A 24,302-nucleotide genomic window follows, 5' to 3' on the forward strand; every position below is an offset into this window, starting at 1 on the left:
TCCGGTGTGAGACCAGCCGGCAGCGAGCGCGCGCCCAGCCCAGTCTTGTCACTTCACGCGTCCGGCATCACGCGTGGCGCGTGCTCGGTCCTGCCGGATTCGTCGAACGTGTAGATGAACTCTTCTCGTACGCCTCGAAGGGGCCGAAATGCACAGTACAGAGTTTCATTTTGTTCTGTCACGTCACAGCAGCAGCTTCTCAAACCCTGCGAACGAATCTCGGAGTAAGAGCGTATCAGTCGTAGTAACTCACACGCTCAACAACATCGGCAAAGGCCACGTTCTCCAGAACGTCACTAATCTCGACAGTGACGCGCTCGCCCTGTTCGGTGTCGGGAACGATAACGACGAAACCGCGCTCGACCCGAGTAATGCCGTCGCCTTGGTCGCCAATGCCTTCGATTTCGACAGTACGCTGTTCTCCCTCTTCGACCGGTGGCTTCGGTGGCCCACGTTCGCGCTCTGGTCGGGTTTCAGTGTTACTGGTGTCGTCGCTGGATGGTGAAGAGAGAACAGCCACACGATACGTCTCGCCCTGCTGAAGGTCGCCGAGGCGAATCTCTTGTTCGGGGACTTCGACAACGTAGGAATCGCCCCGCTCTTCGACGGGAGCAGAAAACAGACAGCGGAGTTGGTCGGAAATTTCCATGAGTAGTGTCTTGAACGGGATACGCGACGGAGAACACTTGACTCTGCTGTCTCCGACTACTCCGGAGCCACTACGTCCTCACACGCCGGACACTCCGCCCACACACCCTCGGTGCCGTCGTCTCTCTCGTAGTCAATGAGACGCCACGCAGTAGGGATACGTTCGCCGCAGTCCGGACAGCGACCGAGTATCTGCGTGTCGTCGGGCATGGAAAGGGGATGGAAGGTGCGTGTGACAGTGTTCCTTCCAAGCGAAAATCAATTGTCCTCGAACGTAAGCCTTTGGCGGGTTTGCAGGGCGAACACACCGGATTTCCGGTGGATATGACTCACCAGTAGGAGTAACTCACAGCCACTGGAACATCGAAAACCCATGAGTGTCCGCACGGTACTCGCTCGGCTACTCTCCGTGACGAGACAGAGGTAGTCGTGGAGTGTCGGCAGTGTGGGGCGAATCTCCCAACCGACGCGGACGAATGCCCGGAATGTGGGTCAAGAGAGATAGGCCGCTATCGAATTTCGGAGTAGTAGGTAGACGCATTGAGGGTGTCATAGAACTCTCCACAAGGAGGTTATTTTCAGCGTGGAACTGGCTGAACACGCTGTTCACTAAACCTGCGTACTAATCGGAAATCATGCCTATTTTTGCTTGCTTGGTCATCATCCCACACTGATGGGAGCCGCTGATTCATCTTCTGGGATGTTTGAGGTGTTAGATTCACCAGAGCTGACCTTTTCTACACCACCGCCTCTATAGTAACAACTGAAACGATCTATACATCGACTGGACTCCCGTTCCCTGCGGTCGTGCGTGCAATGGCTTCCAGTGACTACTATCGATAATGTGGGGCCGACGAAAAGTTAAACCATTTATGTATTGCGAACAACAAATAAATATGGGGTTGTCCCGGCGTGAAGTCCTCCAACTCGGCAGTGGGCTCATAGCAATCGGAATGGCAGGGTGCACAAACATCCTTAGTAACAAGAGGTTACGCATAGAGATATTGAATTTTGACACAGCAAGCCACAAACTTTCCCTCGAAGTTATCTCACCGACAGGTGGTAATAATTTAGCCCCTGTTCTTGAAAAAATGTACGACCTCCCAGATCCCAACGATGAAACAGCAACTACCGTCTCGGTCAAGGAGGATCTGCCTGCAAAGAAGTATCTCATCCGAACCTATTTAGGAGACAATCCTTCTGTGAGGGAGAATTTTATTTTCTATGCTAACCAAGAAACTGGGCCGGAAGCTGAACTGTACGTTGAAGTTCGCCGGGATGTGAACGACGCGGAACCATACATCGTATTCCGCTGAAAATTTCATCCCTTCGGCGAACCACTGAGCAGACGCAACTACAGGGCACACAGTAGTTGAGACCGGCCGCCCCAATGCATATGCCTCAAACCCTCTTTTGCTCAGTCGTTCAGAGCTGATCGATCGGCTTATTGATGATCTGGAAGACTTCGCTCGCCCGGTAGAACCGATTCCGGTCTTTCCCGGTGAGTTCTTCGAGTATTCCGTCATCTTCGAGCTGTCCGATCAGTCGGTTAGCTGTGCTGTATTCGACATCCAACCAGTCGGCTGCTGTGTTCACGTCCAGATACGGATCTTCGAAGAGCCGCATCACCAGTTCAAGGATATTCTCAGACCGCTCGCTCTGATAGCGCTGTTGATAGTCTTCTCGGAGGTCGACTAGCAGGTTGGCCCGCTGGTGGGCCTCATCTGCTTGCGACTGCACGCCACGCAGGAAAAACAGGAGCCACTCTTCCCAGTCACCGCGTTGACTGACTGCCAAGAGATGATCAACGTAATCTGACCGTCGTGTGTTGAAATAGGAACTCAGGTAGAGATACGGCTCGGGCAAGAGACCGTCACGTTGTAGCAGGAGACTGATCAATAGCCGCCCGAGTCGTCCGTTCCCATCGAGAAACGGGTGAATCGTCTCGAACTGGTAGTGAATCAACCCGATTCGAAGAAGTGGATGCAGATTCGTCTCTTGGTTCGCATACTCGAGCAAGTCTTCGAGAAGGTCTGGGATCTCGTTCGGTGGTGGCGGCACATATCTGGCGTCTTGGATGTATGGCGTACTGCCGATGAAGTTCTGGGTCGTGCGGAGTTCCCCTGGGTCTGCCTCATCTCCACGGACACCCGAAAGCAACCGGTCGTGCATCTCGCATAGCAATTCGACGGTGATTGGATCGCCAGCTGTGATTGCATCCAATCCGTGCGTCAGCGCGTGCAGATAGTTCACGACTTCTTGGGTGCCCTGCTGTCTGTCTTCATCGATGAGAGCTTCCTGTCCGGCCTCATAGGCGTAGATATCCGAGAGGGTGGCATGTGTCCCCTCGATTTGGGAGGATTCCAGTGCTTCTTTTCGGATAAACGGCTCGATAAGGATTTCTCTTGAGCCAACACGTGGACCGATGCCATGGAGTCGACCGAGTGCCTGTGTAGCCTCCGCTAGCGGCGTAATGAGCTGTTCAGTATTGATTGAGGGCGGAAGCGGGTCTGGGCGGAACGCCGAATACGTCCCCTTCGATGTCGTCGTGGGAACGATCTCACCGGGAGCAGCCTCCTCGAAGTCATCTCGCTCCATTAGTGCTATCCCTACGAATACGCCCACCACTATTGGTATTTTTGGTACTAAATCAAAATAATGGGGTGACCGATTGCACCGTCACAACTACTCAGAATCTCTGGGTCCAAGTTTGGAGACACATATTTTTCTTCTCTATAGTAGCAATTAGAACTAATTGCTCACCGTTGGAATGGAAAGTTGGTCGAGAGCTGTATCAATCGCTGTCGTAAGCTCGCCGAGTGAGTCAAAGAAGCGGTTGCTAAGAGACGCTTGAAGCTGTCTCCAGCATTCCTCGACAGGATTCAACTCTGGCGAATACGCCGGTAACGTCACGAGATCGAGGTCGTCACGGGCCGCCAGGTCCGTGACGGCCGACGCCTAGAAGTACGGCGCTCCATCCAGCACTACGATCAAATCATCTTCAAATTCGTTGCATAATGCGAGAATGAAATGTTTCGCGTGATCGGCGGTAACGTACTCTTCGAATCGGGAGAAAAAGCGCTCACCGTCCTCGGTGATCGCGCCCAAGAGACACGTCCAGTCGCGTTGCCCGGAGAGTTCGACGGACGGCCGCGTGCCGCGCGGAAACCACGCGGCACGCGGCTCGACCTGTACAGATTTCTTAGTTTGTTCGATACAGACTACCGTGGCGTCCATCTCCCGCCGCTTTTTTTGAGTTCGTCGCGGAACTCCTCTTGCTCGTTTTCGTCGGCTTCGGCGGCTGAACGGCGTGGCTTTTGATAGCTCAATCCCGCTTCTTTGAGCAACCGCCGACAGCTCGGGATTGAGTATTCAACGTCGTACGTCTCCTGAAGATATTTCTGTGCGAGCGCCGGCGTCCACGCCGGCGCGTCGATTCCGACTTCTTCGGGCGGATCCCGAACCGTTTCTTCGAATTTTTCTTGCTGTGATTCTGAGAGCTTACGCTTTCTTCGAGTTCGCTTATCATCAGAAACGGCCTGCTCAAGCGACTCGTCGGTGTCGAGTCGCTTGAGCCAGCTATAGATTGTGCGTCGCTGAACATCGTACCACCCGGATAGCTCGGTTTGCGAGACTCCATTTTTGTACGCGATTGCCGCTAGAAGCCGTTGTATCGGCTTCTTTCCCTCTACATTGTCCAGAGCTGCTTGCAGCTCTTCGACAGAGATCTCGTCAAGGTGTTCCACTAACTACTGCAACACACTTCGAGTAAAAAGTTCTATCGGCTACTATAGCTCCCTTATCGAACCGCTACTGCTTCGAGCTGACGTCGACGGCGTCGAGATCGGGTTCGTCGAACTCAAGTGCCTCAGCAACCGCCGCTGGAAGCTCCGGGCGTGGTGCCGATTCGTGGCGCTCGATTTTCTCGGTCTTACGCGTGTTCTCGTAGAGGGCTCGAGCGACCGGAAGCCCACGTAGATACTTGTAGTCGTGGAGTACCTCGACGCCCCGCTCTGTGAACCCGTAGAACTGTGCCGGGAGATCACGTTTTCCCTCACTTGGTTCGTGCGTGTAGCGTGCGAGGAGGCCGGCGTCGCTCAGCGTCTCCAGCTGATCTTTGATGGCTGCTTGACTTTTCCCAGTCATATACTCGAGTTCGGCGAGCGACATGAGATGTGCAGGATGGCCCAGCAACTCCTGGATGATGAGATGGCGCGTATCCTGAGACAGCAGCTTGAACAGCCGCTGCTGTTCCGCAAACGGCCCCGCATCGGCCGCGCCAGCGTCGGTTTCGCTCATAGGTGAGCTTACGTGAGGCGATGCTATAACAGTTAGGGTCATCCAAGTTGGTTAAATCAGAAAAAACCAAAGTAATTCAGAAGGGATAAGGTGGAGTGGTTTGAATCGGCACCTAATGACCGATCCAAGCCCTCCGCCGGAAGCTGGGGACATTATGACTCTCGTTCACGAGGCCGTCGGGGGCATCGAACTTGAACCAGGGGAGAAACGGGAGATCTGGCGGTTCACCCAGCGTGAATTGCCGTATCTCTGGAGTCAGCGGACGTCGTATTTCATCCTCGGGAGCTATCGCGACCCCTATATCCGCCGGCTTCGCGCCGTTCAGAACGAACTCACGAAGCAGCTCGGGGCCTATCCGTTCATCATGGGTGATCTTCTCGAACTCCCGACTGACCGGCTCAATACGTTCGATATCATGTTTTCGTTGCTCGCGACATACAGCGACTACATCGTCGGCGTCTTGGAGAAGGAGAGTGGTGGTGAGGCTCCTGAATTGGGCGAGATCGATGACCCGCCGTATTTCGCCAAGTCGTACGTGTTCCCGCGTGATTATGCGTGGGTGACTGACGCAAACCTTGACTCGAAACAGCACGTCATTCAGGCCGCCCTCGAGATTGCATTCGCAGACGATTTGTCGGCGGATGAGGTCCAATCAAAGGTCGATTCGCTCGTTGATCGCGCACAAGAGATCGGTCTTGACTGCGACGAACAGGAGGTTTGGGGCGTGATCGACGACCGGGCAGATGAGGGCGAAGAGCCAGCAACGTACAGTTGGGTCCATCTCAACAAGTTCCGGAAATTCGAACTCCACGAGCGGTGCTTCTCGTGGACGACAGAGAATGAACTTCGAACTCTGGTTGACGAACTCCCGTCTCCGACACCACGTCCGGAGTGGGAATCGAGGGGGTAACCAGTGAACTACCTTGGCTTACAGAGATTCAAGGAGAATGCCTGACCCTTTTCAGTAGTTGCCGAAGTAGCTGAGACTTGGATTTCTCTGGTGGCACCGTACGAAGAGTATAGCGGCTGTGTCACTGAGCGTCGAGCCCGGTTGAACAGGTTCTTTGTTACGGCCCGCCCCGCGCGCCCCTTTCCGCTCTCCGCTTGCTCACGGCTCACTCCGTTCGCCGTTCGCGTCGAGGCGCTCCCTGCGGTCGCGCCTCGCTTCGCTCGCGACCGACCATTCCGGGCTGCGCCGAGCAAGTTCGCCGTTCCGGGCTAAAATGAATGTGCCCTCGGCGCCAGCATTAAGCGCGTTTTCGGTTGCGCCCCTTGCGGGCCGGACACGAGAAACGGCTTAACGCTGGTCGCTCGCTCCGGGCGGGTCGTCGCCAGACTCACGTCGTTCGTCTGCCGAGCCCTGCCTCGCTGCGCTCGGCCGGACGGCGCGCGGTGCTGGTTGGGTCCTTCTCTGGGGCGCGCACCGCTCGCGCCCTGACGGGCGCTCGGCGAAGGCGCGAGCGGCGCGCGCAGACGTCTCTCGTCGGTTCGTTCCGAAGAAACCGCGATGGTAGGACATCGCGGTGTTGGGCGTGGTGCAAACGCCTTCAGGTCTGGTAAGACCAATGGCAAGTAAGAACACTCTCATTAAAGAAGATTCGGGTGTACAGGAAGACGAACAGAACGAGGATTTCGCGGTCGTTGGGGAGTCCCCCGAGCTGCGGGCCTCTGTTGTGCAGGATATTCAGGCGAAGGTGGATACCAACCACCCCAATGCGAAGCCGGACGGCATGACGTTAGAAGCGGCTGAGCGGATGCAGGCCCGCGAGGACGAAATCGAGCGGACGGCACGTCGGTTCGACAGACGGCAGGACTCAGACCGGGAAGCGCGAGCACGGCAGACGGCGGCAGACGTGAGTCGGAAGCGGCGACAGGCCATCGACGCACGGGCGGTTGTCGGAAACCCAGCTCAGGAGGCGGCTGATCCCAGAGCACATCTCTCCCAGGCGGAGTTGGCGGTAGTCAACCAGGAGGCAGACAGGCTGGCGAAGAAACTCCCAGAGTGGTCGCGGGCCGCGATCAGTCGGCGGCTGGGAAAGCGAGTGCGTAAGGGGATGGAGCTATCGAGTGCGGTGCTGTCGGTGTTCGAAGATCTGCGGCGGTCAGGTCGGTTCGTACCGATCAACGCTATTGGCGACGTGAACCGTGGCGAGGTGGACATCGAAGGGACTGTTCGTGAACTCTGGTCTCCCTCCAGTGCAACGATTTCTCAAGTGGGGTTGCTCGAAGACGACAGTGGGCGAGTGAAGTTCACGGCCTGGCAGGCCAGTAACCAACCGTGGCTGGAAGAAGGCGAGCGGGTGCGGCTCTACAACGTGGCTACGAACTGGTACGAAGGGCGCGTCTCGGTGGCACTGACTGGGTGGAGTCGGGTCCACTTCCCCGAGCGCGGTCAGTGGTGGACTGAGTAGGCAGGTCAGTCTTCCTTCTTTTTTTGTTTGCCGGGCCGACCCAGGCCCCACCACCCCACCCACCGCTCCGTGCTCGCTGCGCTGCGCGCGCAGCCACGACCATCTGCTTCAGTTGATCCTATGATAAGTCAGTGAGTGAGTCGAAAACGATCACAACAGACGGGGAGACATTATCAAACCTGCAGAGACGGTGTTCCCCCGCGAACGCTGGGCGAAGACTTTCCGGTCTCTCGCCCAGCTCATTCTCGAAGATTTGGCCTGATCGTTCGGGTATCCACCGCGGAACCTGTCGCAGTTGATATTTCGTGACGCCCGCCAACCAGAGAAATCACGCCTCTTACTCGCCGAACGAGTGGCTGAAGCCTTCATGAGGCGATCCAGTGCTTAACCGAACACCGATAGACGCTATACATAAATTGTCCCAATCGAGTAACAAAAGTCCCGCGTCGCCCGGCTCACTAGGGAACCGTAACGGTCATTGCTCGATTCCGTTCGCCGGAGACAGGGCGAGAGTCACTCGACTTCCGCGGGGATCGTTCTCGTCGAACGTAATTCTCCCGCCCGAACGGGTGATAATCCAGTTGACAAGCCAGAGTCCGATTCCGTTCCCGTGTTTGAGCGGGGTCTCTTCTCCTTCGAGGAGCACCTCACGTTGCTGGGCCGGGATACCCGGGCCGTTGTCGACGACGGTCAAGTACACCTCGCTCGACTCCGCACTTGGTGGTCGCACTGTCACCTCGATGCGTGGGGTATCCGCATCGTTGTGCTCAACCGCGTTCCGGAGCACGTGATCAATAGCCACCCGCAGTTTGGGGGCTGCCACGACCAGCTGGTCGTCAGGGAGATCGACATCGAACGTCGCCTCGGGGTAGGAGTCGGTGAGATCAACGATTGTATTTTCGAGAAGTGCCGTCAGATCGAACCGCTTCTGGGTGACTCTGGACGATTGTAGAATATCGTTGAGGTCTTTCGTGTAGGTCGTCGCGTCGTGAAGATTCCACGCTTTTGAGAGCATGGTTGTTGCGGTTGACGCAACCTCGGGGTTATCGACGTTCGAGAGCCGTTCCGCGTGGCCGATGATGACGCTCAATTCGTTCCGGAGGTTGTGTCGCATCGTCCGGTTGAGGACGGCGGCCTGCTGCTGACTCTCTTTTTCGGGTGTGATGTCACGTGCGTTTATGACGAATCCCGTGATCGGTTTTTTCGGACGATAGCTCACCGCACCCTCCAGCCACGCCCACGACCCGTCACGGCGGCGGAATCGATACTCCAGCCGACGGACGACACCCGTCGAGGAGTCTGCCATCTGAGCCAAGGATGCCCGCACATCTTCTTCGTCCTCGGGATGAACGAAGTCGACGTACCGTTCGTCTCGTAGATCGTCCGATGCATAGCCCAGAACGGTGTCACTCGTCTCGCTTTGATATCGAATTGTTCCGTCTGGTTTCACGACTGTGATGAGGTCGTTACCGTGCTCGATGAGGGCCTCGAACCAGTCGCGCTCTTCCTCATCGGTGCGCTGACGGACGAGGTTGACTACGTGAGGGCGACCTTCGAGTTCGACTACCGACGCCGACATCTCCGCTGGGAGGATGTCCCCACTCTTGCAGTAACAGGTTATTTCATCCGTCCAGCTGTGGCCGCGTTCGAGAACGCTCTCGGCAAAGTCCATGAACTGCGGGAGGTTGTGCGGATGGAGGTCAGAAGCAGGCATCGAGAGCAATTCTTCGCGAGAGTACTCGACGAGTTCCTCGGCAGCAGGATTGCAATCGACGATGGAGTCGTTCTCCAGGTCGACGACGAATATCGCGTCGTTTGCGTGTTCGAAGACTGTCTCGAATGTCCGCTTAGGAGCCTGGAGAATTTCCTGATGGGAGATGGACTTGTCAGGCATTAGTATGGATTGAAAGTTATATCTGCTTTAGGAGCACTACCACAGCACTCGATAGCTTCGGTCCGGTTCTCGGTCGTGAACGTGTCAAGGCTCCTGGTGTCGATCTTGCTACTGAGCGAGAGTTTCTTGATTCCGTCTGAGACGGCGACCCACCTGTCGACGCCCTTCTGCGCCGCGCGTTGAGCGATGTGTTCCCTGACTTGGAACACCGAATCGTTAAAAAGATCGTCGAGATCCTCAACGGTCACCATACCGGTCACGTCACGACTCGCGACGATCCGCTTGAAGACCGGGAAGGCATCCTCTCTGAACGATTCGAGGTCCATCTCGACGAGGAACTCCCAGATCATGACGCCATCAGTCACTTCTACGGTCCAGCCGTCGCCCTGTTCTGTAACCGACATAGACCACACTGTGATGGTGATATATATAATCATCAACTGCGTGTGTGACTTGATTACAGACCCGGGGACTATTATTAAAGATTCAGCACGATTATTGCCACATTAGGGACAAGCCCCACTCTAGATACCAACCCGCGACTCTTCACTTAACAAGGTGTCCGGGACTGTGTAATCGACTTGCACGCCCGCATGCATATTATTAAAAGCTGATGAGAACGGAAAGATACGATGGCAGAACTGGAGTTGTACGACAGGCGAGACTGTCCGTATTCGAGAAAGGTTCGCAACAAACTTGACGAACTCGGACTCACCTACGACGAGACTGTGGTTCCGGACAAGCACACTGACCGCGAAGAGTTGTACGAGCGGACCGGACAACGGGGCGTTCCCGTACTGTTCGACTCCCACCTCGATGGTGGGTGGCTAGCCGACAGCGAAGACATTGTCACTCACCTCGAACGACACCACGGCTAACACTTATTTGACACAATTCATTCCAGATACAAGATGTCGATGACGAAATTCCCCGATCCAATATGAGTGCAACGAGTCATGGCGGCCCCGATAGAACTGATCTCGGGAGGCTCCTACCTGACGACGAGGGACAGAGAAGTGCTCTCATTGCCCCAGCGATTACGCCGGAACTACTCGAAGACAGCCAGGTTTCCAAGAGGGAACTCCGGGACCTCGCCCTCAAGTACGTTACGTCGGTACTCCCGACTGGGACCGACGAAACAGTCACCGACTTCGCCCGAACGTGTCGGGACTGTGGCCTTAACGAAGGAACGCTTGCGACGTTCCTGACCGATCTTCAAGCGTGGGTACTTGAAGCGGCTGACAGAGAAGGGCCGGTACCCCAGGAGAGAGTACAGAGAGCGACCGGCCAGGACATCGCTCGGATCTCCGCTGCGTTCGTCGGGGCACGTGACGGTTCAGGCAAGATCGCCTCGGAGACGGCCGACGCGATATACTCTCAGGCCGAACAGGTGGCTGACCGGTCTGCCGAGATTGCTTCCCTGGCGGACCAACAGTCCGGTAACATGGACGAATTGAGCCGGGAAGTGGGCGACGTCAGCGCCGCTGTCGAGGAGATAGCTGCCTCGACGGACGAGGTCAACGCCGAGAGCGACGACGCGGCGGCCCTCGCCGAGGAAGGGTGCCAACGAGCGCGCGAACTCAGCGAGCGAATCGATGCTATCCATACTCGTGCGACCCGGGTTAACGAGGCGGTTGAGGTCCTCGCCGACCACGTCGCCGACATCGAGGAATTCGTCGAGACAATCGACGACATCGCCGACCAGACGAACATGCTGGCGCTGAACGCCTCCATCGAAGCTGCCCGGGTGGACGGTGGTGAAGGCTTCGCCGTGGTCGCAGACGAGGTAAAATCACTCGCAGAGGACAGCCAGGACGAGGCCGCCCGTATCCGGAAACTGGTCACAACCATCGACGAGGCGACCACCCGCGTGACCGATGACATCGAGGACGTCTACGACGAAGCGGAGGCCGGGCGAGTAGAGACCGACCGCGCTGTTGAGACCTTCGAGTCCATCGAGGACATCACTGCCCGACTCTCCGCGAGCATGGATCAGGTGGCCACGGCGACTGACCAGCAGGCCGAGAGCACTGAGGAACTCGCGATGATGGCCGACGAGGCCAACCGCAAGGCCGGCATGATCCTTGACGAAGTAACTGAAATCAACGATAGTAATCGTTCGCTGCTCGAGACACTCGAGAACTCACTGGGCACTAACACTCCGGGTTGATTCTTGCTAGAATCATCATATAGTTCATACATCTGTCGATAAGTACGTTAGCGACTACCGGCCCTCTCCGAAGTTGGCGCTACGAGAGATGACAATGAATTATCTGCGCTGGTGTTCGGTTCTCTTCCACACTCGGAACAATAGAATCCGGGACAGATGGCTCCGCTACTGTGGAGCGATCACCTCTGTACACGAGGGGCACTCGGCAACGACACCCATAGTACTGTCCGACCGTTCGTATGTGATCAACTCGTCTATCGGCCGGATATCGTCCGCAGTTCGGGCACACGCCGAGGCGTGAATCGTCGCTCATCATTCAAGTGGGCGGGAGCGTGTGATGGGACTTTCCGTTCAGTAGTCAGGTAAAAAAGCGCATAAGCATTGGCCGCGTCTACAGTCTCATTCCACAACAGCACTGGGGAATGACTGACGCTTGCACTCAATAGTCCCTCTGTCGGCCGCTTCTCACAGAGATGCAAGGAGGAAACCCACGAGTTCAGTCGTGGACAGAAGCCGACACTCACAGCACTCTCTTCCGAGCACCCGGTGTCCGACTCCCCCATGCTGAGGCTTATATATCATTCCGGTTCCAGGGATAGATACAGATGGAAGTGATTCGCACCGTCAAAGTCAAACTCGACGTCCCTGACGAGCGGTGTGACGACCTCCATCAGACTAAAAAACAGTTCCTCAACTGTGCGAACACCACCGCAGAGTGGGCGTGGAGACACCCGAAGGACTACTGCGTGACCTCGAAACAGAAAGCAGAAAACGCTCTCTACGAGCAACTTCGTGGTGAAACAGAGTTAACTGCAAATCTCGTGCAAAAAGGGATACGACGGGCTATCGAGGCCACCAAGAGTGGTGTTGCCCGACTCAAGAAAGGTGAGAACACGAGTCAACCGCACTTCGATGCGTGGAGCGTCGTCTACGACAAACGCTCTGCGACATTCCACCGCGACTACGTCTCCCTTTCGACGGTGAACGGTCGTGTCGAGTGCGACTACGTGCTTCCAGACAACCCCGAGGGAACACCGATTGGCAAGTACCTGCTGAACGAGGAGTACGAGTTCCGGATGTCTACGTTGCAGTACGACCGCAACTCGGGGTCGTTCTATCTCCACGCACGGATGCGCCGAACCACAGACGAGCTAGAGCAGTCCATTTCTGATTCTTCCAGGGCCAAGCACAGAACAGTCCTTGGCGTTGACCTGAACGTGGACGGTTCGCTCGCCGTGACTTCCACAGGCGCGTTCATCGGGAACGCCGATGCGATGAATCACCGCCGCCGAGAGATTGAAAAGACTCGTGGGTCGATGCAACAAGCAGGTACGCGATCAGCGCACTTGTCGATTCAGTCGATGAAAGACCGTGAACGCCGCTGGATGCAGGACGAACTACACCGAGTCTCGAATCAGATTCTCGAAGAAGCCCGCGACCACGAGTGTACGCACATCGCGTTCGAGAACCTGACCGACATTCGCAAGCGGATGACTGGTGCGAAGCGATTCCACGCATGGGCGTTCCGACGCCTCTCCCAGTACGTCGAATACAAAGCCGATATGTACGGCATTGAGGTTGAGCAAGTGAATCCTGCGCACACCAGTCAGCGGTGTACGCACTGTGGGTTTACCCACGGGTCGAATCGGCGGTCGAAGCACGAATTCGTGTGTCAGAAGTGCAAGTACGAACTGAACGCGGATTACAATGCGAGCAAGAACATCGCTCAAAAACTGCTCAAGCGACTCCACTCGGGGCAGACGTCTTCGAGTGGAGGCGCACCCTGTCAGTGTGCGCTAACGTCAGGGACGCTGAACCTGAACGGCGATTACACCGCCTCCGATCCCGAGTCGGCAGAAGGGGAGTCCACTGACAAGCCCACGACTTCAGTCGTGGGTAGCTGACGTGAGTCCGTAGAAGCTCGTCGGACCGTGGTCGTCCTGCCAGGCAAAGGCGTAGAGCCGTCGACTCGCTACTCGTGGGAGCGTACGACCGTCGACACTTCGCCCTGTTGTGATGTCCCACTTTGTCCCGTCGCCGTACAGAACCCCTTCCCGTAATTCGAACTCGTAGCCGGGATCTTCGAACGCGTGAATATCATTCCCCGAACTGACGACGATCACATCGAGATCACCGACGATATCCGAGACGACGCCACCTGCGTTCTGGACCTGCTTGACTGGATACCCGACGGCATCTCCTCCATGTGAGATACCTAACACCACCGTCTTGGCGTCGATGTCCTCGCGGTCCCACGACCGTTCCCTCCCTTCACCACGCATTTCTCTGAGACCGAACCCTTCAGCTGCGTCGTATCGCTCGTACGGGGTCATCTCGTACACCGTTCGCGGTGACTCTCCTCGCGGATCTCCGTCACCGCCGTGAACCGGCTGGAGGACGATTCCGTCGGGATATTCCGAGCGAAATTGCTTCCACGATATGACAGACGCGGGCACAGCGGAAAGTTCGTGCCCGTTGAGGGGTCCATTGATCGCCTTTCCAAGCGGCTGTTTCCACTCGGACTCGGTTTCGCGATCGTACATTACCAGCGCGTCGTCAGCAAGTCTTCCGGAGGTTCCAAACGTCAACACACGACCGTCGACCCGTCGGTCATAAACGACCGCACTGGCACAGATTGGACACCACGTGACCGCGACCGGGCGCGACTCGTCGGTAGAGTCACCGGGTGGGCGACTCCATGATTCTATGCGGTCGCTATCTCCGAACACGTCGTTGACGATCTCGTGATAACTGAGAATTCTTACTGGATACGCCCGCGCAGGCGTGGTTTCGACGACGATTACGTCCTCCCCATCGTCTCCGATATATTCCGTGCCGAAGGTTGGATCGTCTATACTTGGAATCGCGTTGCGAGGGAGAACGTCCTGAATGTGCATACACGAAGGACGGTAGGCCACTCAATAACACCTGTGAACAGCCGCATCGGAGGCACGACGCGTTTCGACCGCTTCGGACGCCACTGGCGAGGTATTTGTCCCTGCTCCACCATGACTGAGACATGTCTCGAAATTCGTTCCGCACGCTGACGGGACGGTCCGTCACGGCAGTGACCGCCGACGAGATGCGAGACGTCGACCGTGTCGCCGTCGAGGATGTCGGGCTACAATTGCTCCAGATGATGGAGAACGCGGGTCGTATACTCGCCTGGCACGTGCGTGACGTTCGTGAGACCGACGTGATCGTCCTCGCTGGAAACGGTGGGAACGGCGGTGGTGGGCTCACCTGTGCACGACACCTCGCCAATCGAGATATGCCTGTTCAGGTAGTTTTAGACAGACCACCAGAGGAACTGAGTGGCGCAGCGGCTCACCAGAGGTATATTCTCGACAAAATGAACGTTTCGGTCACCTCTGGTGTCGAATCACTCGCCGACGCCGATGAACGGACGACCATCGTCGACGCGCTTATTGGCTACGGACTCATTGGTGACGTCCGGCCACCGGCGGATAAGTACATCGGCAGGATGAATGACCTATCTGGACCGACGGTCTCACTTGATGTCCCATCCGGTATCGACGCCACGACGGGCGAGGCACTAGGCGAGGTAGTAGCGCCGGATCGTACGGTCACCCTCGCCCTCCCGAAAACGGGGCTGGATGCTTCCACTGGGGCACTCTATTTAGCGGACATCAGTATCCCTCGAACCGTGTTCGACCGACTCGAGATCAACTATGAACGGCCGTTTGGCGACGACGACTGGGTCCTACTCGAGCAATAGTTCTTCGTTCGCTTCTGTGTGACTCCATTGCACTCCCCCCGCTGCTTGAAGTCAGTAGCTGTGTTACAAGCTCGCATGATTCGTATCGGACAGGAGGCACCGGATTTCACGCTCCCCGGAGCAGCCGCTGGGACGATTGAAACGCACGGACTTTCCGAATACACAGATCGAGGCTGGGCGGTTGTTCTCGTCTTCTACCCCTTCGATTTTCACCCAGCGTGTACCGACCAGTGGTGTTCCTTACGCGACGCCGACTGGCTCACGCTCTTGGACGATGTCGTCGTCCTTGGGGTGGGGTCAGACGCTGCCTACGCCCATCACGAGTACGCAGACAAGCACAACATCCAGTTCCCGCTTCTATCGGATACCGATGGACAAGTGAGCCAGGCATACGGAGTACTAACGGAGGAATTCGAGAACCATCGCGATGTTCCGCGCCGCGGTACGTTCGTCGTCGATGCCGATCGGGTTGTCCAGTTCGCGTGGTCGGCTCGCAGTGCTGACGAACAACCCGATCTCGACGCGTTGCGGAAGGCGACGAACTGCCGGGACGACGAGTGTGCAATCGACGAGTCCGAAGAGTCAGTCTAACCGCTCTACATCCGCTCGAACGCCTTCACTCTCCGTAGGTGTGGAAGTCAACAGCTTGCTCGAGCAGTTCGTCGGGAATCCCTGGGACTTCTTCGGAACGTACTGGTCCCTGCTCCTCGAGGAGTTCGGGGTCTCGCGGGAAGTCTCGGAGCTGGAAATGGATGTCGATTCCGGCTTTTGCGCCCTGCCCGAGCGCGACTGGTATCTGATTGTGGCCCGGCGTACAGTCGCCGACGGCGTAGACGTCGTCGACTGACGTCCGCCCGTGGTCGTCCACCTCGATCGTGCCGTCGTCGTTGATGTCACACCCGAGCTCCCTAGCGAGCCCGTTGTTGTATTCGGCGCCGTACATCGCGAAGCCGCCTTTGTACTCCCGGACAGTTCCGTCCTCGAACTTGAGGGCTTCCAGCCAGCCGTCCTCGCCGTTCTGGACCCCCGAGACGTCGTCGTGTACGACGTCGATCGGGTGATTTTCGAGCATCTGGGCGGTCTCCTCGCTCCACTCGGGATCGTTACCTCGGGTGAGCAGGTCGACCTCGTCGGTGAAATTGAGCATGATGGCCGCGACGTGTGCGGCGCTCTCGGCGTGCCCCATTACGTACACGGACTCGTCGACGAACATGTGGGCATCACAGTGCAGACAGTAGTGGAGGCCACGCCCGGTCCGAGGGAGTGGCGGCTCTGGCCGAACGTCGTTGAACCCGGTCGCGAGCGACACATCGACTTCGACGCAATTCCGGACCTCTGTGACAGACAGGTGCCGGAACTCGTCGTGGGGACCGTAGATATCAACGCCGGCGTCTTCGAGACGTTCATTAATGAAGAAGTGACCGTCGACGCCATACTCGCGTCGGCGGCCGTTCCGAATCTTTTCGAAGCTGTCGAGATCCACGGGCATCTCCACTGGGACGGACTGTTTTCACAGAATCCACCGGTGAGGGACCTGATGTGGCTCCCGCCCGACCGGAAACCCGAGGAGCTGTGGATTATCCAGATCAATTCCCAGGAGTTCGAGGGTGAACCCGAGACGCTGGACGTCATCGCCGACCGACGCAACGAACTGTCGGGGAACATCTCTCTCAACCAGGAGCTCGGATTCATCGAACGGATCAACGGATGGGTCGAAGACGGAACGGTTCCTCCCGACAAGTTCCAGCAGACGAGTATCCACCGCATCCAGATGGGCAAGCGGTTCCACTGTTCGACGAAGGTCGACCGGAGTCCCTCGTTCCTCCAGGAGCTGATGGGCCTCGGTGAGCAACGAGCCGAAGAGTTTCTGTCCAGTCGACGGATCACTGACAGCTGAAGGAGAGGCAACACGTCGCTGCGAATTCTCGTGGCTCGGTGTCCAGAGTCTTCGCGGTAGCACGGGTGGTATGGTGCGGCGTTCGTACTATCCCCCCAGCTATTACTTCCGCCTGATTGTTAATAACAACCATGGGAACAACGAGCGTCGATACGACCGGTTCGGCAGTCGAGCTCGAATTCGAACTCCGGGATCGCGACTGTTTCTTCGTCGATGCATCTGCTGTTGCCGACTGTCGAGTCACCCTCGAATATATGATGAAGCGTTCGGACGACCGTCTGCTGGAGTATTTTACCGTGGAAAGGGCGGCACCCGATCGCGTTCTCTCCATGGTCGAGGAGGCGGCGGTCATCGACGAGGCACGGCTGATCAGTCGAGGTGTTGACGGGGGCTTGTTCGAGTTCGTCGTCTCGGGGCCCTGCGTGACGACGACTCTCGCCGACACGGGTGCCATTGCCCGGTCGATAATGGCCGAAAATGGCGTCGGGACTATCGCCGCCGACGTTCCAGCACACGTCGATACACGGCGCGTCGTCGAAGAATTCCGTGAACACTACCAGAAGTCGACGCTCACTGCATGTCGCAATTCTGTCGAACCGGTTCCGGTCCGGACCGAGCGCGGGGTCCACGCGATGATGGCCGAGCGGCTAACCGACAAGCAACAAAAAGTGCTCCGGACGGCGTACATGAGTGGCTACTTCAGTTGGCCACGCCGGACGACAGCGGAGGAGTGTGCCGACGCGCTCGGCATCGCTCAACCCACGTTCAGCCAGCACATCCGAATCGCCGAAGAGAAACTCATCGGTCGACTGTTCGAGGACGACGTTCACAACGAACATCCGTGATTGAGGATCCGACATTGACGTCACTCGGATGTTATTACTTTCTCACTGTTCAACGGACACTGACAACACCAGCGCATCCTATCGTCATAGGCACTATTGGTTTGCCTCTCTCTACACGAGCGTTCACGAGGCTGAGAAACACAGATGACAACCTACGATGAATGGACGGCGGCACACGATAGCGCGACAGTCACGGTTGACGACCATGAAGTCGAGATGGCGTATCGCGACGAAGGGAGCGGCGAGCCCGTCGTATTCTTACACGGCATTCCGACGAACTCGTATCTCTTTCGCAACCAGTTTGACGCGGTCGCATCGGAGCATCGCGCGATCGCACCGGACATGATTGGCTACGGCAACTCCGCGATGCACGATGGCTTCGATCGGTCGATCCGCGCCCAGGAGATGGCAATCAGGGGTCTCGTTGACGAACTGGGGCTCGACACGATCGATTTCGTCGGCCATGATCTCGGCGGTGGCGTCGGATTGCGCTACGCCGCTCGTAGTCCCGACGCGATCGACCGGCTGGTCCTGTCGAACTCCGTCGCGTACGACTCGTGGCCGATCCAGACCATAACCGATCTCGGGTTACCCGAAACAGCCCGAGAGACGAGCGTCGAGGAACTCCAGGGGATGCTGGATGCTCTGTTCCGCGACACGCTCTTGGGCGACGACCACGACGAAGCATTCCTAGAGGGGATGAAAACACCCTGGGCCTCCGAAGAAGGCGTTACTTCAGTCGTACGCAACGCGAGCGCGACGAACACGAGCCACACGACGGAGGTCGACCCGAGCGACGTCACGGCCGACACGCTTCTGTTGTGGGGGACTGAGGACGAATTCCAGCCGATCGAGTGGGCCGAACGACTGGAAGGCGACATCGACTCCTGCGAGCTTGTGGGTCTCGAGGCCAACCACTGGGTCCCAGAGGACCGTTCGGCGGCGTTCACCGAGCACCTGACTGACTTCCTGTCGTAGACAAAACCCCGACCAACCACACTGCTCGCGCAACGCTTTTCCTGTTCTCGTCTCAGCCAGAGACTCTATGGAGAAGACTCGCTAGACGAGGCTCGACTCCAGCGTGTAACCTGCGGCCGTGATGGTCACCTCACGGCCGAATGACTGCTCGCCCTTCGATCTCGCCGTCTTCGAGCTTTTCTGCGACCGTATTGATGTCTTCGAGATCGTAGTAGGACGTGTGCAGGTCGACTTCGCCCTGCTTGACCAGTGCGACGAGTTCCTGCAGTTCCGCGAATCGTCCGACGATATTGCCTACATAGGAAAACTCGCCGTTGACCAGCGACTGCGTGGGTTCGTGGATGTGTCCGCCGTACCCGATGATGTGGTGGTCGCCGCCGGCGGCCGTGATGTCCGGTGCGTACTCCGCCGTCACGTCGGCACCGACGAAGTCGAGTACCTGCGCTGCGCCCGTTCCGTCAGTGACGCTGTCGATGAACGCTCGGACGTCGTCATTCCCAGGGTTGACAGTGTTGTCGACGCCAAGGTCGTCAGCCAGTTCGAGCGCAGAATCCTTCAGGTCGATGGCGGTGACCTCTGCCGCACTCATCGCGTCGAGACACTGTACTCCGATATGTCCCAGGCCGCCGACGCCGATGACGACGGCGTGGTCACCAGGATTCAGCTCGTCGACCGCCTTTTTCACGGCGTGATAGGCGGTGATCCCGGCATCGGCGTGAGGGGCAATCTCGGCTGGGTCGACGCCGTCGGGCAGCGGTATCACCGACCGTTCGCTGGTTAACAGGTAGTCGGCGAATCCACCATCAGTCGTCAGTCCGTTGAACGACTGGTTCTCGCAGTACATCGTCTCGCCGAGCCGACAGGGTCGACAGGTCCCACATGTCTGGACCGGATGGCAGATGACCTGGTCGCCTTCCGACACGACCTCAACCTCCCCACCGGTTTCGACGACTCGACCGGCGTTCTCGTGGCCAAGCGTCATCGGCAGGTCCTGGTCCACGTACTCCGTCCACATTCCCTCGATGATGTGGTTGTCAGTCTGACACCACCCAGCGCCGATCACCTCAACGAGGACGCCGTCCGAGCGCTCAATCGTCGGCCGATCGATATCTTCGATCGCCAGTCCCTCGCTCATGTCGTCCGTGTATCCGTGAAGTCGTGCTGCGTGCATGGCACACCTCAAACGATACCGGCGTCCCGCGTAAGAAGTACGCCTATCATCATCGGTAAAAGCACTATTGTCACGTGCTACCACCCTCCAAGAGCGATGTACACTCACAACGGTGAGGACGTGTTCGTCATCGACGGGCACATCCACCTCTGGGACGCGACGAAGGAGAACATCATCCACGAGGGAGGAGAACAGTTCATCCAGTGCTTCTACGACTATCATACTGGGTTCACGCCCGAGGAAGAGCAGTGGGACATGGACACGTATCGGCACTACGGGACCGAGCGGATGGTTCAAGACCTCTTCCGCGACGGCCACGTCGACATGGGAATCTTCCAGCCGACGTACCTGACCGACTTCTATGACGAGGGGTTCAATACGACCGACCAGAACGCCGAACTCGCCGAACAGTATCCCGAACGGTTCGTTCTCAACGGGAGTTTCGACCCCCGCGACGGCGACGAGGGCATCGAGCATCTCGAGCGCCTCAAAGACGACTACGACATTCAGGGCGTCAAACTCTATACAGCGGAATGGCGTGGTGACTCGAAGGGCTGGCGGCTCGACAGCGATGAGGCGTTTCGATTTCTCGAGAAGTGTGCCGAACTCGGCATCGAAAACATCCACGCCCACAAGGGGCCGACGATCCGGCCGTTGAACCGGGATGCATTCGACGTCCGAGACGTCGACGACGCCGCTACCTCGTTCCCGGACCTCAACTTCATCGTGGAACACGTCGGCTTCCCGCGCGTGGATGACTTCTGTCACATCGCCACTCAGGAGACCAATGTCTACGGCGGACTCGCCGTCGCAGCACCGTTCGCTCAGAACCGCCCGCGGAAGTTCGCCGAGATGATGGGGGAACTCCTGTTTTGGGTCGGCGAGGACAACCTCCTCTTCGGGAGCGATTACGGGATCTGGGAGCCCGACTGGCTCATTCCCGCCGTCATGGACGCGGAGTTTACCCAGGAGGAACGAGCCGAGTACGGGGTCGAACTCTCACCGGAGGTCAAACGGAAGATCATGGGCGAGAACGCCGCACGCCTCTACGACATCGACATCGAAGCAAAGAAAGAACAGTTCCGCGACGACGCGATTAGCCAGGAGTTCGGACTCGGCGATACCTACGAGGAGGCGTCGGCGGACTGAGCCATGGAGACAACAGACTCACCGGACGTGGCGGACGGGTCGAAATCGAGGCCGCCGGGAGAGGCCTCGTCGTCGGGCAAGACTGAATCGCCGGTCAATCTCGACGCCGTCCGCGAGCGCTTGGACCGCGTCCATGATCCCGAACTGGACCGATCCATCATCGAACTCCAGTACATCAAAACGATCGACATCGACGGTAGCACGGTGACCGTCACGTTCGTCCTCCCCACCGCTTGGTGCTCCCCTGCCTTCGCCTGGATGATGGCGACTGGCATCCGCGACGAAGTCAGTACCCTGCCCGCCGTCAGCTCAGTTACTGTCCGTCTCTTGGACCACATGCACGGGGACGAAATAACGACCGGCGTCAATCAGGGGCTGTCCTTCGAGTCGGTGTTCGAAGACGCCGAGGACGGTATCGAGGCCGTCCGGCGGAAGCTCGATCACAAAGCTCGGTTCGCCCGCCAACACGCCGCGATCAAGACACTCCGGCAGGCCGGACTCGACCCGGACCAGATCGCACCGCTGACGCGGGCCGAGGTTGACCTCGAACATCGTTCCGACCTGGCTGCCGTTCGGGTCCAAGACGGTGCGCTGACGGTCACCGTCGCCCGGGAGCCGCTGGCCGACTATCTCGCGAAGGCCCGAGAAACGGGACTCGTGACAGACGAAACCGACCGTCTGTTCGCCGACCGCGAGGGTGACCCACTCGACCCAGAGCCCGAGGCGTTCGAGTCTACCCTCCGGGACGCCCGGCTCGCGAGGGCGAACATCGAGGGACAGGCAACGATTTGTGAATCGCTCCACGAATCCCGGAACGGGGTCGGCTTCGACTGATCGACTCCCGGAGCAAATATCAACCGATTAGTCACTATCTCGAGGACAGTGGAATAGACGCCATGGATCCCACACAGACGCTCACTATCCACTCATTATGTCTCGAAGGATTCTGAATCTGGGCCAACTCCCCAGCGTATTGTTTTATAATTCAAGTTCACTCGCTGAGTCGACCTCGAACCGAAGTACTTCGGGCTCTCCTGCGAGTAAATCAGGAAGCGCCTCCTCGAACACTTCGAAGTGGTTGGTTTGAGAATGGGCCTCGAATGCGGCATTGTCTTCGTACTGTTCGAAGAATCGAACTGTGTCTGGGTCCGAAATATCTGTCGCGGCACGGTAGTCGATTATCCCGTCTTCTGCCTGTGACTGTTCGACAACGTCCTCGATTAGGTCGAGCGCTTCGTCACGTTTCGATGGGTCAAGCGGGAAGGTTGCGTGTAAGACAATCATCGCAGGTAGGAGTCGACGCGGATTCAAAATAAACCTCTGCCGTGCTGCCGCGTGACGTACCAGAACGGGCCAGGTCCAAAAGCGAGCCAGCCAGAGGCCATCCGGAGAGCGGTCCCATTACCGCGTTCACAACGATACAACTCCGGCAGTGGGCCTCAACAGCCGAGTGAGTGCAGACCAGTCCGCCTGTGTAGTGCACTCACATATCCGGTAGTCTGTTAAGATAGTCGTAGTCGTTAGCTTGGTAGTAATGCCAGACCAGCCGTCTCTCTCAACTCAGACAGCAAATCCTGACCTCCAAAAGCTTCCGCCAAGTGCAAAATTGGTAGCCAAGCTCCTCGAATACGAGGGCAATAGTACGCCTTCAGAACTCGCTGATCTGACGCTCCTCCCACCGCGGACCGTTCGCCATGCACTGACGCTACTCCAAGAACAGGAACTCGTCTCGTCAGAAATCTCGTTTATGGACGCCAGACAGCGCATCTATACTCTTGAAGTGGAGAGAGATTGAAACACTGAGGCTGCTGTTGTCGATAACGCGTTAGATCATGAAGCAGGGGCGACAACTGGGAATGGCGGCGCGATGATTCCCCACTCGATAGCGCTCATCTCGACCACTGAATAGTGTACTGAGGGCTGTTACGTGCTATTTGGTATTTCAACGATCGAGAACTGATCCGATGCGACCCCGACGTCGAAGCGGCCCTTGCTCTGTTCGGAGATTTCGACCTCGTAGCTGTAGGCACCAGGGTCGAGGGATTCGGTCTCGAGCGTGCCTCGCCAGCCCGGGTTGTCGCCGCCGGATCCGATGACCCATACGAGCGACACCTCTTCGAACGCGTCATCGGGAGAGACAACCGTCACCGAGTCGAGGCCGCTGCTAAGATCGCTACTCTCGTCGTCGACTTGCTGTCCGGTTGCAGGATTGACGAGCCCGGTATTGCCGACCATGTTACCCGAGGTACTGTCGTAGATTCCGATAACAAAGGAGACATCCATCTCAGCAGTGAATTCCCGTTCGGGAATACACGGAGACACGAAGCCATTCGTGTAGGCGGGCAGATCATCTGGACTCCCGCTCCACCGCGTCTCCGTGTCGACGACGTAGTTCGTCGGATCGTCGAATTCGACAATCTCGATTGCGTCTGAGACGACGCCAACGTGCTGGATATCTGCAGTCCCATTGCCCAGCTCAACCGTGAACGGCATCGTCCCAGGGTCGGCATCCTCGGGAATCTGCCAGCTCCCAACCCAGTCGTCACCATCGGCACGACTGGCCCATGTGTATTCGTCAGTCCACTGGAGCGGGACGGTTTCGCCCTCGTCGCCGAGGGTGACCCGTGCGTCGCCAACCTGATCGGGGCCCAGACGCGTGCCGGTTTCGGGGTCGTAGATACCGACCACGAAAACCGCCTGCATGCCAGGCACATAGTGATTCGTCGCCGCGCACGACGAGAGAAACGAGATCGAGCCTGGAACACCGCCGCCGGCGACAGTCTCGGTCGTAACGACGAGATTCTCGGGCTGAGCAATTGGGGTTGCTGTGTCGGTTGCCGTCGTGGTTTCAGTCGCGGTTGTGGTTTCGGTTGCTGTGTCTGTCGGCGCAGCGGTGTCGGTCCCGTCACCACCGTCACCGGGACATCCAGCGAGGACAGTCGCCCACGCGGCAGTCCCAGAGGCGAGCAACCGCCGCCGTGTCGGCCCTTCTTCATCAGTATTCTCTGCCGGGTCCCGCTGGTCGCTTGGAACCGAATCACTCGCTTGATCGTCGCTCTTCATATGCTGACCAAGAAACCAGAGCGAGTTAATAAAAACAT

At 57.6% G+C, this 24,302-nt stretch carries 23 protein-coding genes and 4 pseudogenes; 15 read left to right on the plus strand and 12 right to left on the minus strand.

Annotated elements, in window-relative coordinates; all coding sequences use genetic code 11:
• Positions 1-235: 235 nt before the first annotated feature.
• Together WDJ57_RS13890 and WDJ57_RS13895 are read right to left on the minus strand one after the other, a co-directional pair.
• Positions 236-649: a TRAM domain-containing protein gene (locus WDJ57_RS13890; protein WP_338901415.1), complete on the minus strand. Its 414-nt coding sequence runs from the start codon at positions 647-649 to the stop codon at positions 236-238.
• A 56-nt stretch (positions 650-705) separates the two neighbouring features.
• Entirely contained in the window at positions 706-858 is a 153-nt protein-coding gene (locus WDJ57_RS13895) for a phage terminase large subunit family protein (RefSeq protein ID WP_338901416.1), read from the minus strand.
• A gap of 686 nt (positions 859-1,544) precedes the next feature.
• On the opposite strand from WDJ57_RS13895, the gene WDJ57_RS13900 reads away from it, so the two are divergent.
• The gene (locus tag WDJ57_RS13900) at positions 1,545-1,964 is read left to right on the plus strand and encodes a hypothetical protein (protein WP_338901417.1); all 420 of its coding nucleotides are present in this window, start codon (positions 1,545-1,547) and stop codon (positions 1,962-1,964) included.
• A 109-nt stretch (positions 1,965-2,073) separates the two neighbouring features.
• On the opposite strand, the gene WDJ57_RS13905 is transcribed toward WDJ57_RS13900, so the two are convergent.
• The 3 genes and pseudogenes from WDJ57_RS13905 to WDJ57_RS13915 form a co-directional block, all read right to left on the minus strand.
• Positions 2,074-3,246: a Fic family protein gene (locus tag WDJ57_RS13905; RefSeq protein WP_338901418.1), complete on the minus strand. Its 1,173-nt coding sequence runs from the start codon at positions 3,244-3,246 to the stop codon at positions 2,074-2,076.
• Positions 3,247-3,399: 153 nt separating this feature from the next.
• Positions 3,400-4,394: pseudogene (locus WDJ57_RS13910) on the minus strand (IS630 family transposase).
• A 64-nt stretch (positions 4,395-4,458) separates the two neighbouring features.
• Complete coding sequence (locus WDJ57_RS13915; protein ID WP_338901419.1) at positions 4,459-4,947, minus strand: ArsR family transcriptional regulator; 489 nt, start codon at positions 4,945-4,947, stop codon at positions 4,459-4,461.
• Positions 4,948-5,062: 115 nt separating this feature from the next.
• Here WDJ57_RS13915 and WDJ57_RS13920 point away from each other — a divergent pair, with 115 nt between their 5' ends.
• The 3 genes and pseudogenes from WDJ57_RS13920 to WDJ57_RS13930 all read left to right on the plus strand — a co-directional run.
• Positions 5,063-5,857: a hypothetical protein gene (locus WDJ57_RS13920; protein WP_338901420.1), complete on the plus strand. Its 795-nt coding sequence runs from the start codon at positions 5,063-5,065 to the stop codon at positions 5,855-5,857.
• 655 nt (positions 5,858-6,512) lie between these two features.
• On the plus strand, positions 6,513-7,358 hold the full coding sequence (locus WDJ57_RS13925) for a DNA-binding protein (protein WP_338901421.1): 846 nt from the start codon (positions 6,513-6,515) through the stop codon (positions 7,356-7,358).
• Between the two features lie 184 nt (positions 7,359-7,542).
• Positions 7,543-7,746, plus strand: a pseudogene (locus WDJ57_RS13930) (IS4 family transposase); the annotation flags it as partial.
• A gap of 87 nt (positions 7,747-7,833) precedes the next feature.
• Here WDJ57_RS13930 and WDJ57_RS13935 read toward each other — a convergent pair.
• Together WDJ57_RS13935 and WDJ57_RS13940 are read right to left on the minus strand one after the other, a co-directional pair.
• Complete coding sequence (locus tag WDJ57_RS13935; RefSeq protein WP_338901422.1) at positions 7,834-9,252, minus strand: PAS domain-containing sensor histidine kinase; 1,419 nt, start codon at positions 9,250-9,252, stop codon at positions 7,834-7,836.
• Positions 9,252-9,656 (minus strand): hypothetical protein, encoded by a 405-nt coding sequence (locus WDJ57_RS13940; RefSeq protein ID WP_338901423.1) that lies wholly within the window; start codon positions 9,654-9,656, stop codon positions 9,252-9,254. Before WDJ57_RS13940 ends, WDJ57_RS13935 begins: the two co-directional genes overlap by 1 nt.
• Positions 9,657-9,884: 228 nt before the next feature.
• On the opposite strand from WDJ57_RS13940, the gene WDJ57_RS13945 reads away from it, so the two are divergent.
• From WDJ57_RS13945 to WDJ57_RS13955, 3 genes are all read left to right on the plus strand, one after another.
• The gene (locus WDJ57_RS13945) at positions 9,885-10,130 is read left to right on the plus strand and encodes a glutaredoxin family protein (protein WP_338901424.1); all 246 of its coding nucleotides are present in this window, start codon (positions 9,885-9,887) and stop codon (positions 10,128-10,130) included.
• A 566-nt stretch (positions 10,131-10,696) separates the two neighbouring features.
• Positions 10,697-11,422: a methyl-accepting chemotaxis protein gene (locus WDJ57_RS13950; protein ID WP_338901425.1), complete on the plus strand. Its 726-nt coding sequence runs from the start codon at positions 10,697-10,699 to the stop codon at positions 11,420-11,422.
• 605 nt (positions 11,423-12,027) lie between these two features.
• On the plus strand, positions 12,028-13,326 hold the full coding sequence (locus tag WDJ57_RS13955; protein ID WP_338901426.1) for an RNA-guided endonuclease InsQ/TnpB family protein: 1,299 nt from the start codon (positions 12,028-12,030) through the stop codon (positions 13,324-13,326).
• Here WDJ57_RS13955 and WDJ57_RS13960 read toward each other — a convergent pair.
• On the minus strand, positions 13,309-14,319 hold the full coding sequence (locus WDJ57_RS13960; protein ID WP_338901427.1) for a DUF3179 domain-containing protein: 1,011 nt from the start codon (positions 14,317-14,319) through the stop codon (positions 13,309-13,311). The two genes, WDJ57_RS13955 and WDJ57_RS13960, sit on opposite strands and share 18 nt — an antisense overlap.
• Positions 14,320-14,489: 170 nt before the next feature.
• Here WDJ57_RS13960 and WDJ57_RS13965 point away from each other — a divergent pair, with 170 nt between their 5' ends.
• Positions 14,490-15,161, plus strand: coding sequence for an NAD(P)H-hydrate epimerase (locus WDJ57_RS13965; protein ID WP_338901428.1), 672 nt, complete (start codon positions 14,490-14,492; stop codon positions 15,159-15,161).
• A 75-nt stretch (positions 15,162-15,236) separates the two neighbouring features.
• Positions 15,237-15,752, plus strand: coding sequence for a peroxiredoxin (locus tag WDJ57_RS13970; RefSeq protein WP_338901429.1), 516 nt, complete (start codon positions 15,237-15,239; stop codon positions 15,750-15,752).
• 25 nt (positions 15,753-15,777) lie between these two features.
• Here WDJ57_RS13970 and WDJ57_RS13975 read toward each other — a convergent pair.
• A pseudogene (locus tag WDJ57_RS13975) lies at positions 15,778-16,470 on the minus strand (NAD(P)/FAD-dependent oxidoreductase); the annotation flags it as partial.
• Here WDJ57_RS13975 and WDJ57_RS13980 point away from each other — a divergent pair.
• The 3 genes and pseudogenes from WDJ57_RS13980 to WDJ57_RS13990 all read left to right on the plus strand — a co-directional run.
• Positions 16,462-17,058: pseudogene (locus tag WDJ57_RS13980) on the plus strand (patatin-like phospholipase family protein); the annotation flags it as partial. The pseudogenes WDJ57_RS13975 and WDJ57_RS13980 overlap by 9 nt on opposite strands.
• 131 nt (positions 17,059-17,189) lie before the next feature.
• Positions 17,190-17,903 (plus strand): bacterio-opsin activator domain-containing protein, encoded by a 714-nt coding sequence (locus WDJ57_RS13985; protein ID WP_338901430.1) that lies wholly within the window; start codon positions 17,190-17,192, stop codon positions 17,901-17,903.
• A 144-nt stretch (positions 17,904-18,047) separates the two neighbouring features.
• Entirely contained in the window at positions 18,048-18,881 is an 834-nt protein-coding gene (locus WDJ57_RS13990) for an alpha/beta fold hydrolase (RefSeq protein WP_338901431.1), read from the plus strand.
• 130 nt (positions 18,882-19,011) lie between these two features.
• On the opposite strand, the gene WDJ57_RS13995 is transcribed toward WDJ57_RS13990, so the two are convergent.
• On the minus strand, positions 19,012-20,052 hold the full coding sequence (locus WDJ57_RS13995) for an NAD(P)-dependent alcohol dehydrogenase (protein WP_338901432.1): 1,041 nt from the start codon (positions 20,050-20,052) through the stop codon (positions 19,012-19,014).
• Positions 20,053-20,148: 96 nt separating this feature from the next.
• Between WDJ57_RS13995 and WDJ57_RS14000 the strand changes: the two genes are divergently transcribed.
• Positions 20,149-21,201, plus strand: coding sequence for an amidohydrolase family protein (locus tag WDJ57_RS14000; RefSeq protein ID WP_338901433.1), 1,053 nt, complete (start codon positions 20,149-20,151; stop codon positions 21,199-21,201).
• Positions 21,202-21,204: 3 nt separating this feature from the next.
• Positions 21,205-22,035 (plus strand): iron-sulfur cluster assembly protein, encoded by an 831-nt coding sequence (locus WDJ57_RS14005; RefSeq protein WP_338901434.1) that lies wholly within the window; start codon positions 21,205-21,207, stop codon positions 22,033-22,035.
• A gap of 144 nt (positions 22,036-22,179) precedes the next feature.
• Here WDJ57_RS14005 and WDJ57_RS14010 read toward each other — a convergent pair whose 3' ends face one another.
• Positions 22,180-22,485 carry a putative quinol monooxygenase gene (locus tag WDJ57_RS14010; RefSeq protein ID WP_338901435.1) on the minus strand — a complete coding sequence of 102 codons (306 nt, stop codon included), beginning with the start codon at positions 22,483-22,485 and terminating at the stop codon, positions 22,180-22,182.
• 250 nt (positions 22,486-22,735) lie between these two features.
• On the opposite strand from WDJ57_RS14010, the gene WDJ57_RS14015 reads away from it, so the two are divergent.
• Positions 22,736-22,996, plus strand: a complete 261-nt coding sequence (locus WDJ57_RS14015; protein ID WP_338901436.1) for a MarR family transcriptional regulator — start codon at positions 22,736-22,738, stop codon at positions 22,994-22,996.
• 128 nt (positions 22,997-23,124) lie between these two features.
• Here WDJ57_RS14015 and WDJ57_RS14020 read toward each other — a convergent pair whose 3' ends face one another.
• Positions 23,125-24,264, minus strand: coding sequence for a hypothetical protein (locus WDJ57_RS14020; protein ID WP_338901437.1), 1,140 nt, complete (start codon positions 24,262-24,264; stop codon positions 23,125-23,127).
• Positions 24,265-24,302: the final 38 nt, after the last annotated feature.

Source organism: Salinibaculum sp. SYNS191, assembly GCF_037338445.1.
Classification (GTDB): Archaea; Halobacteriota; Halobacteria; order Halobacteriales; family Haloarculaceae; genus Salinibaculum; species Salinibaculum marinum.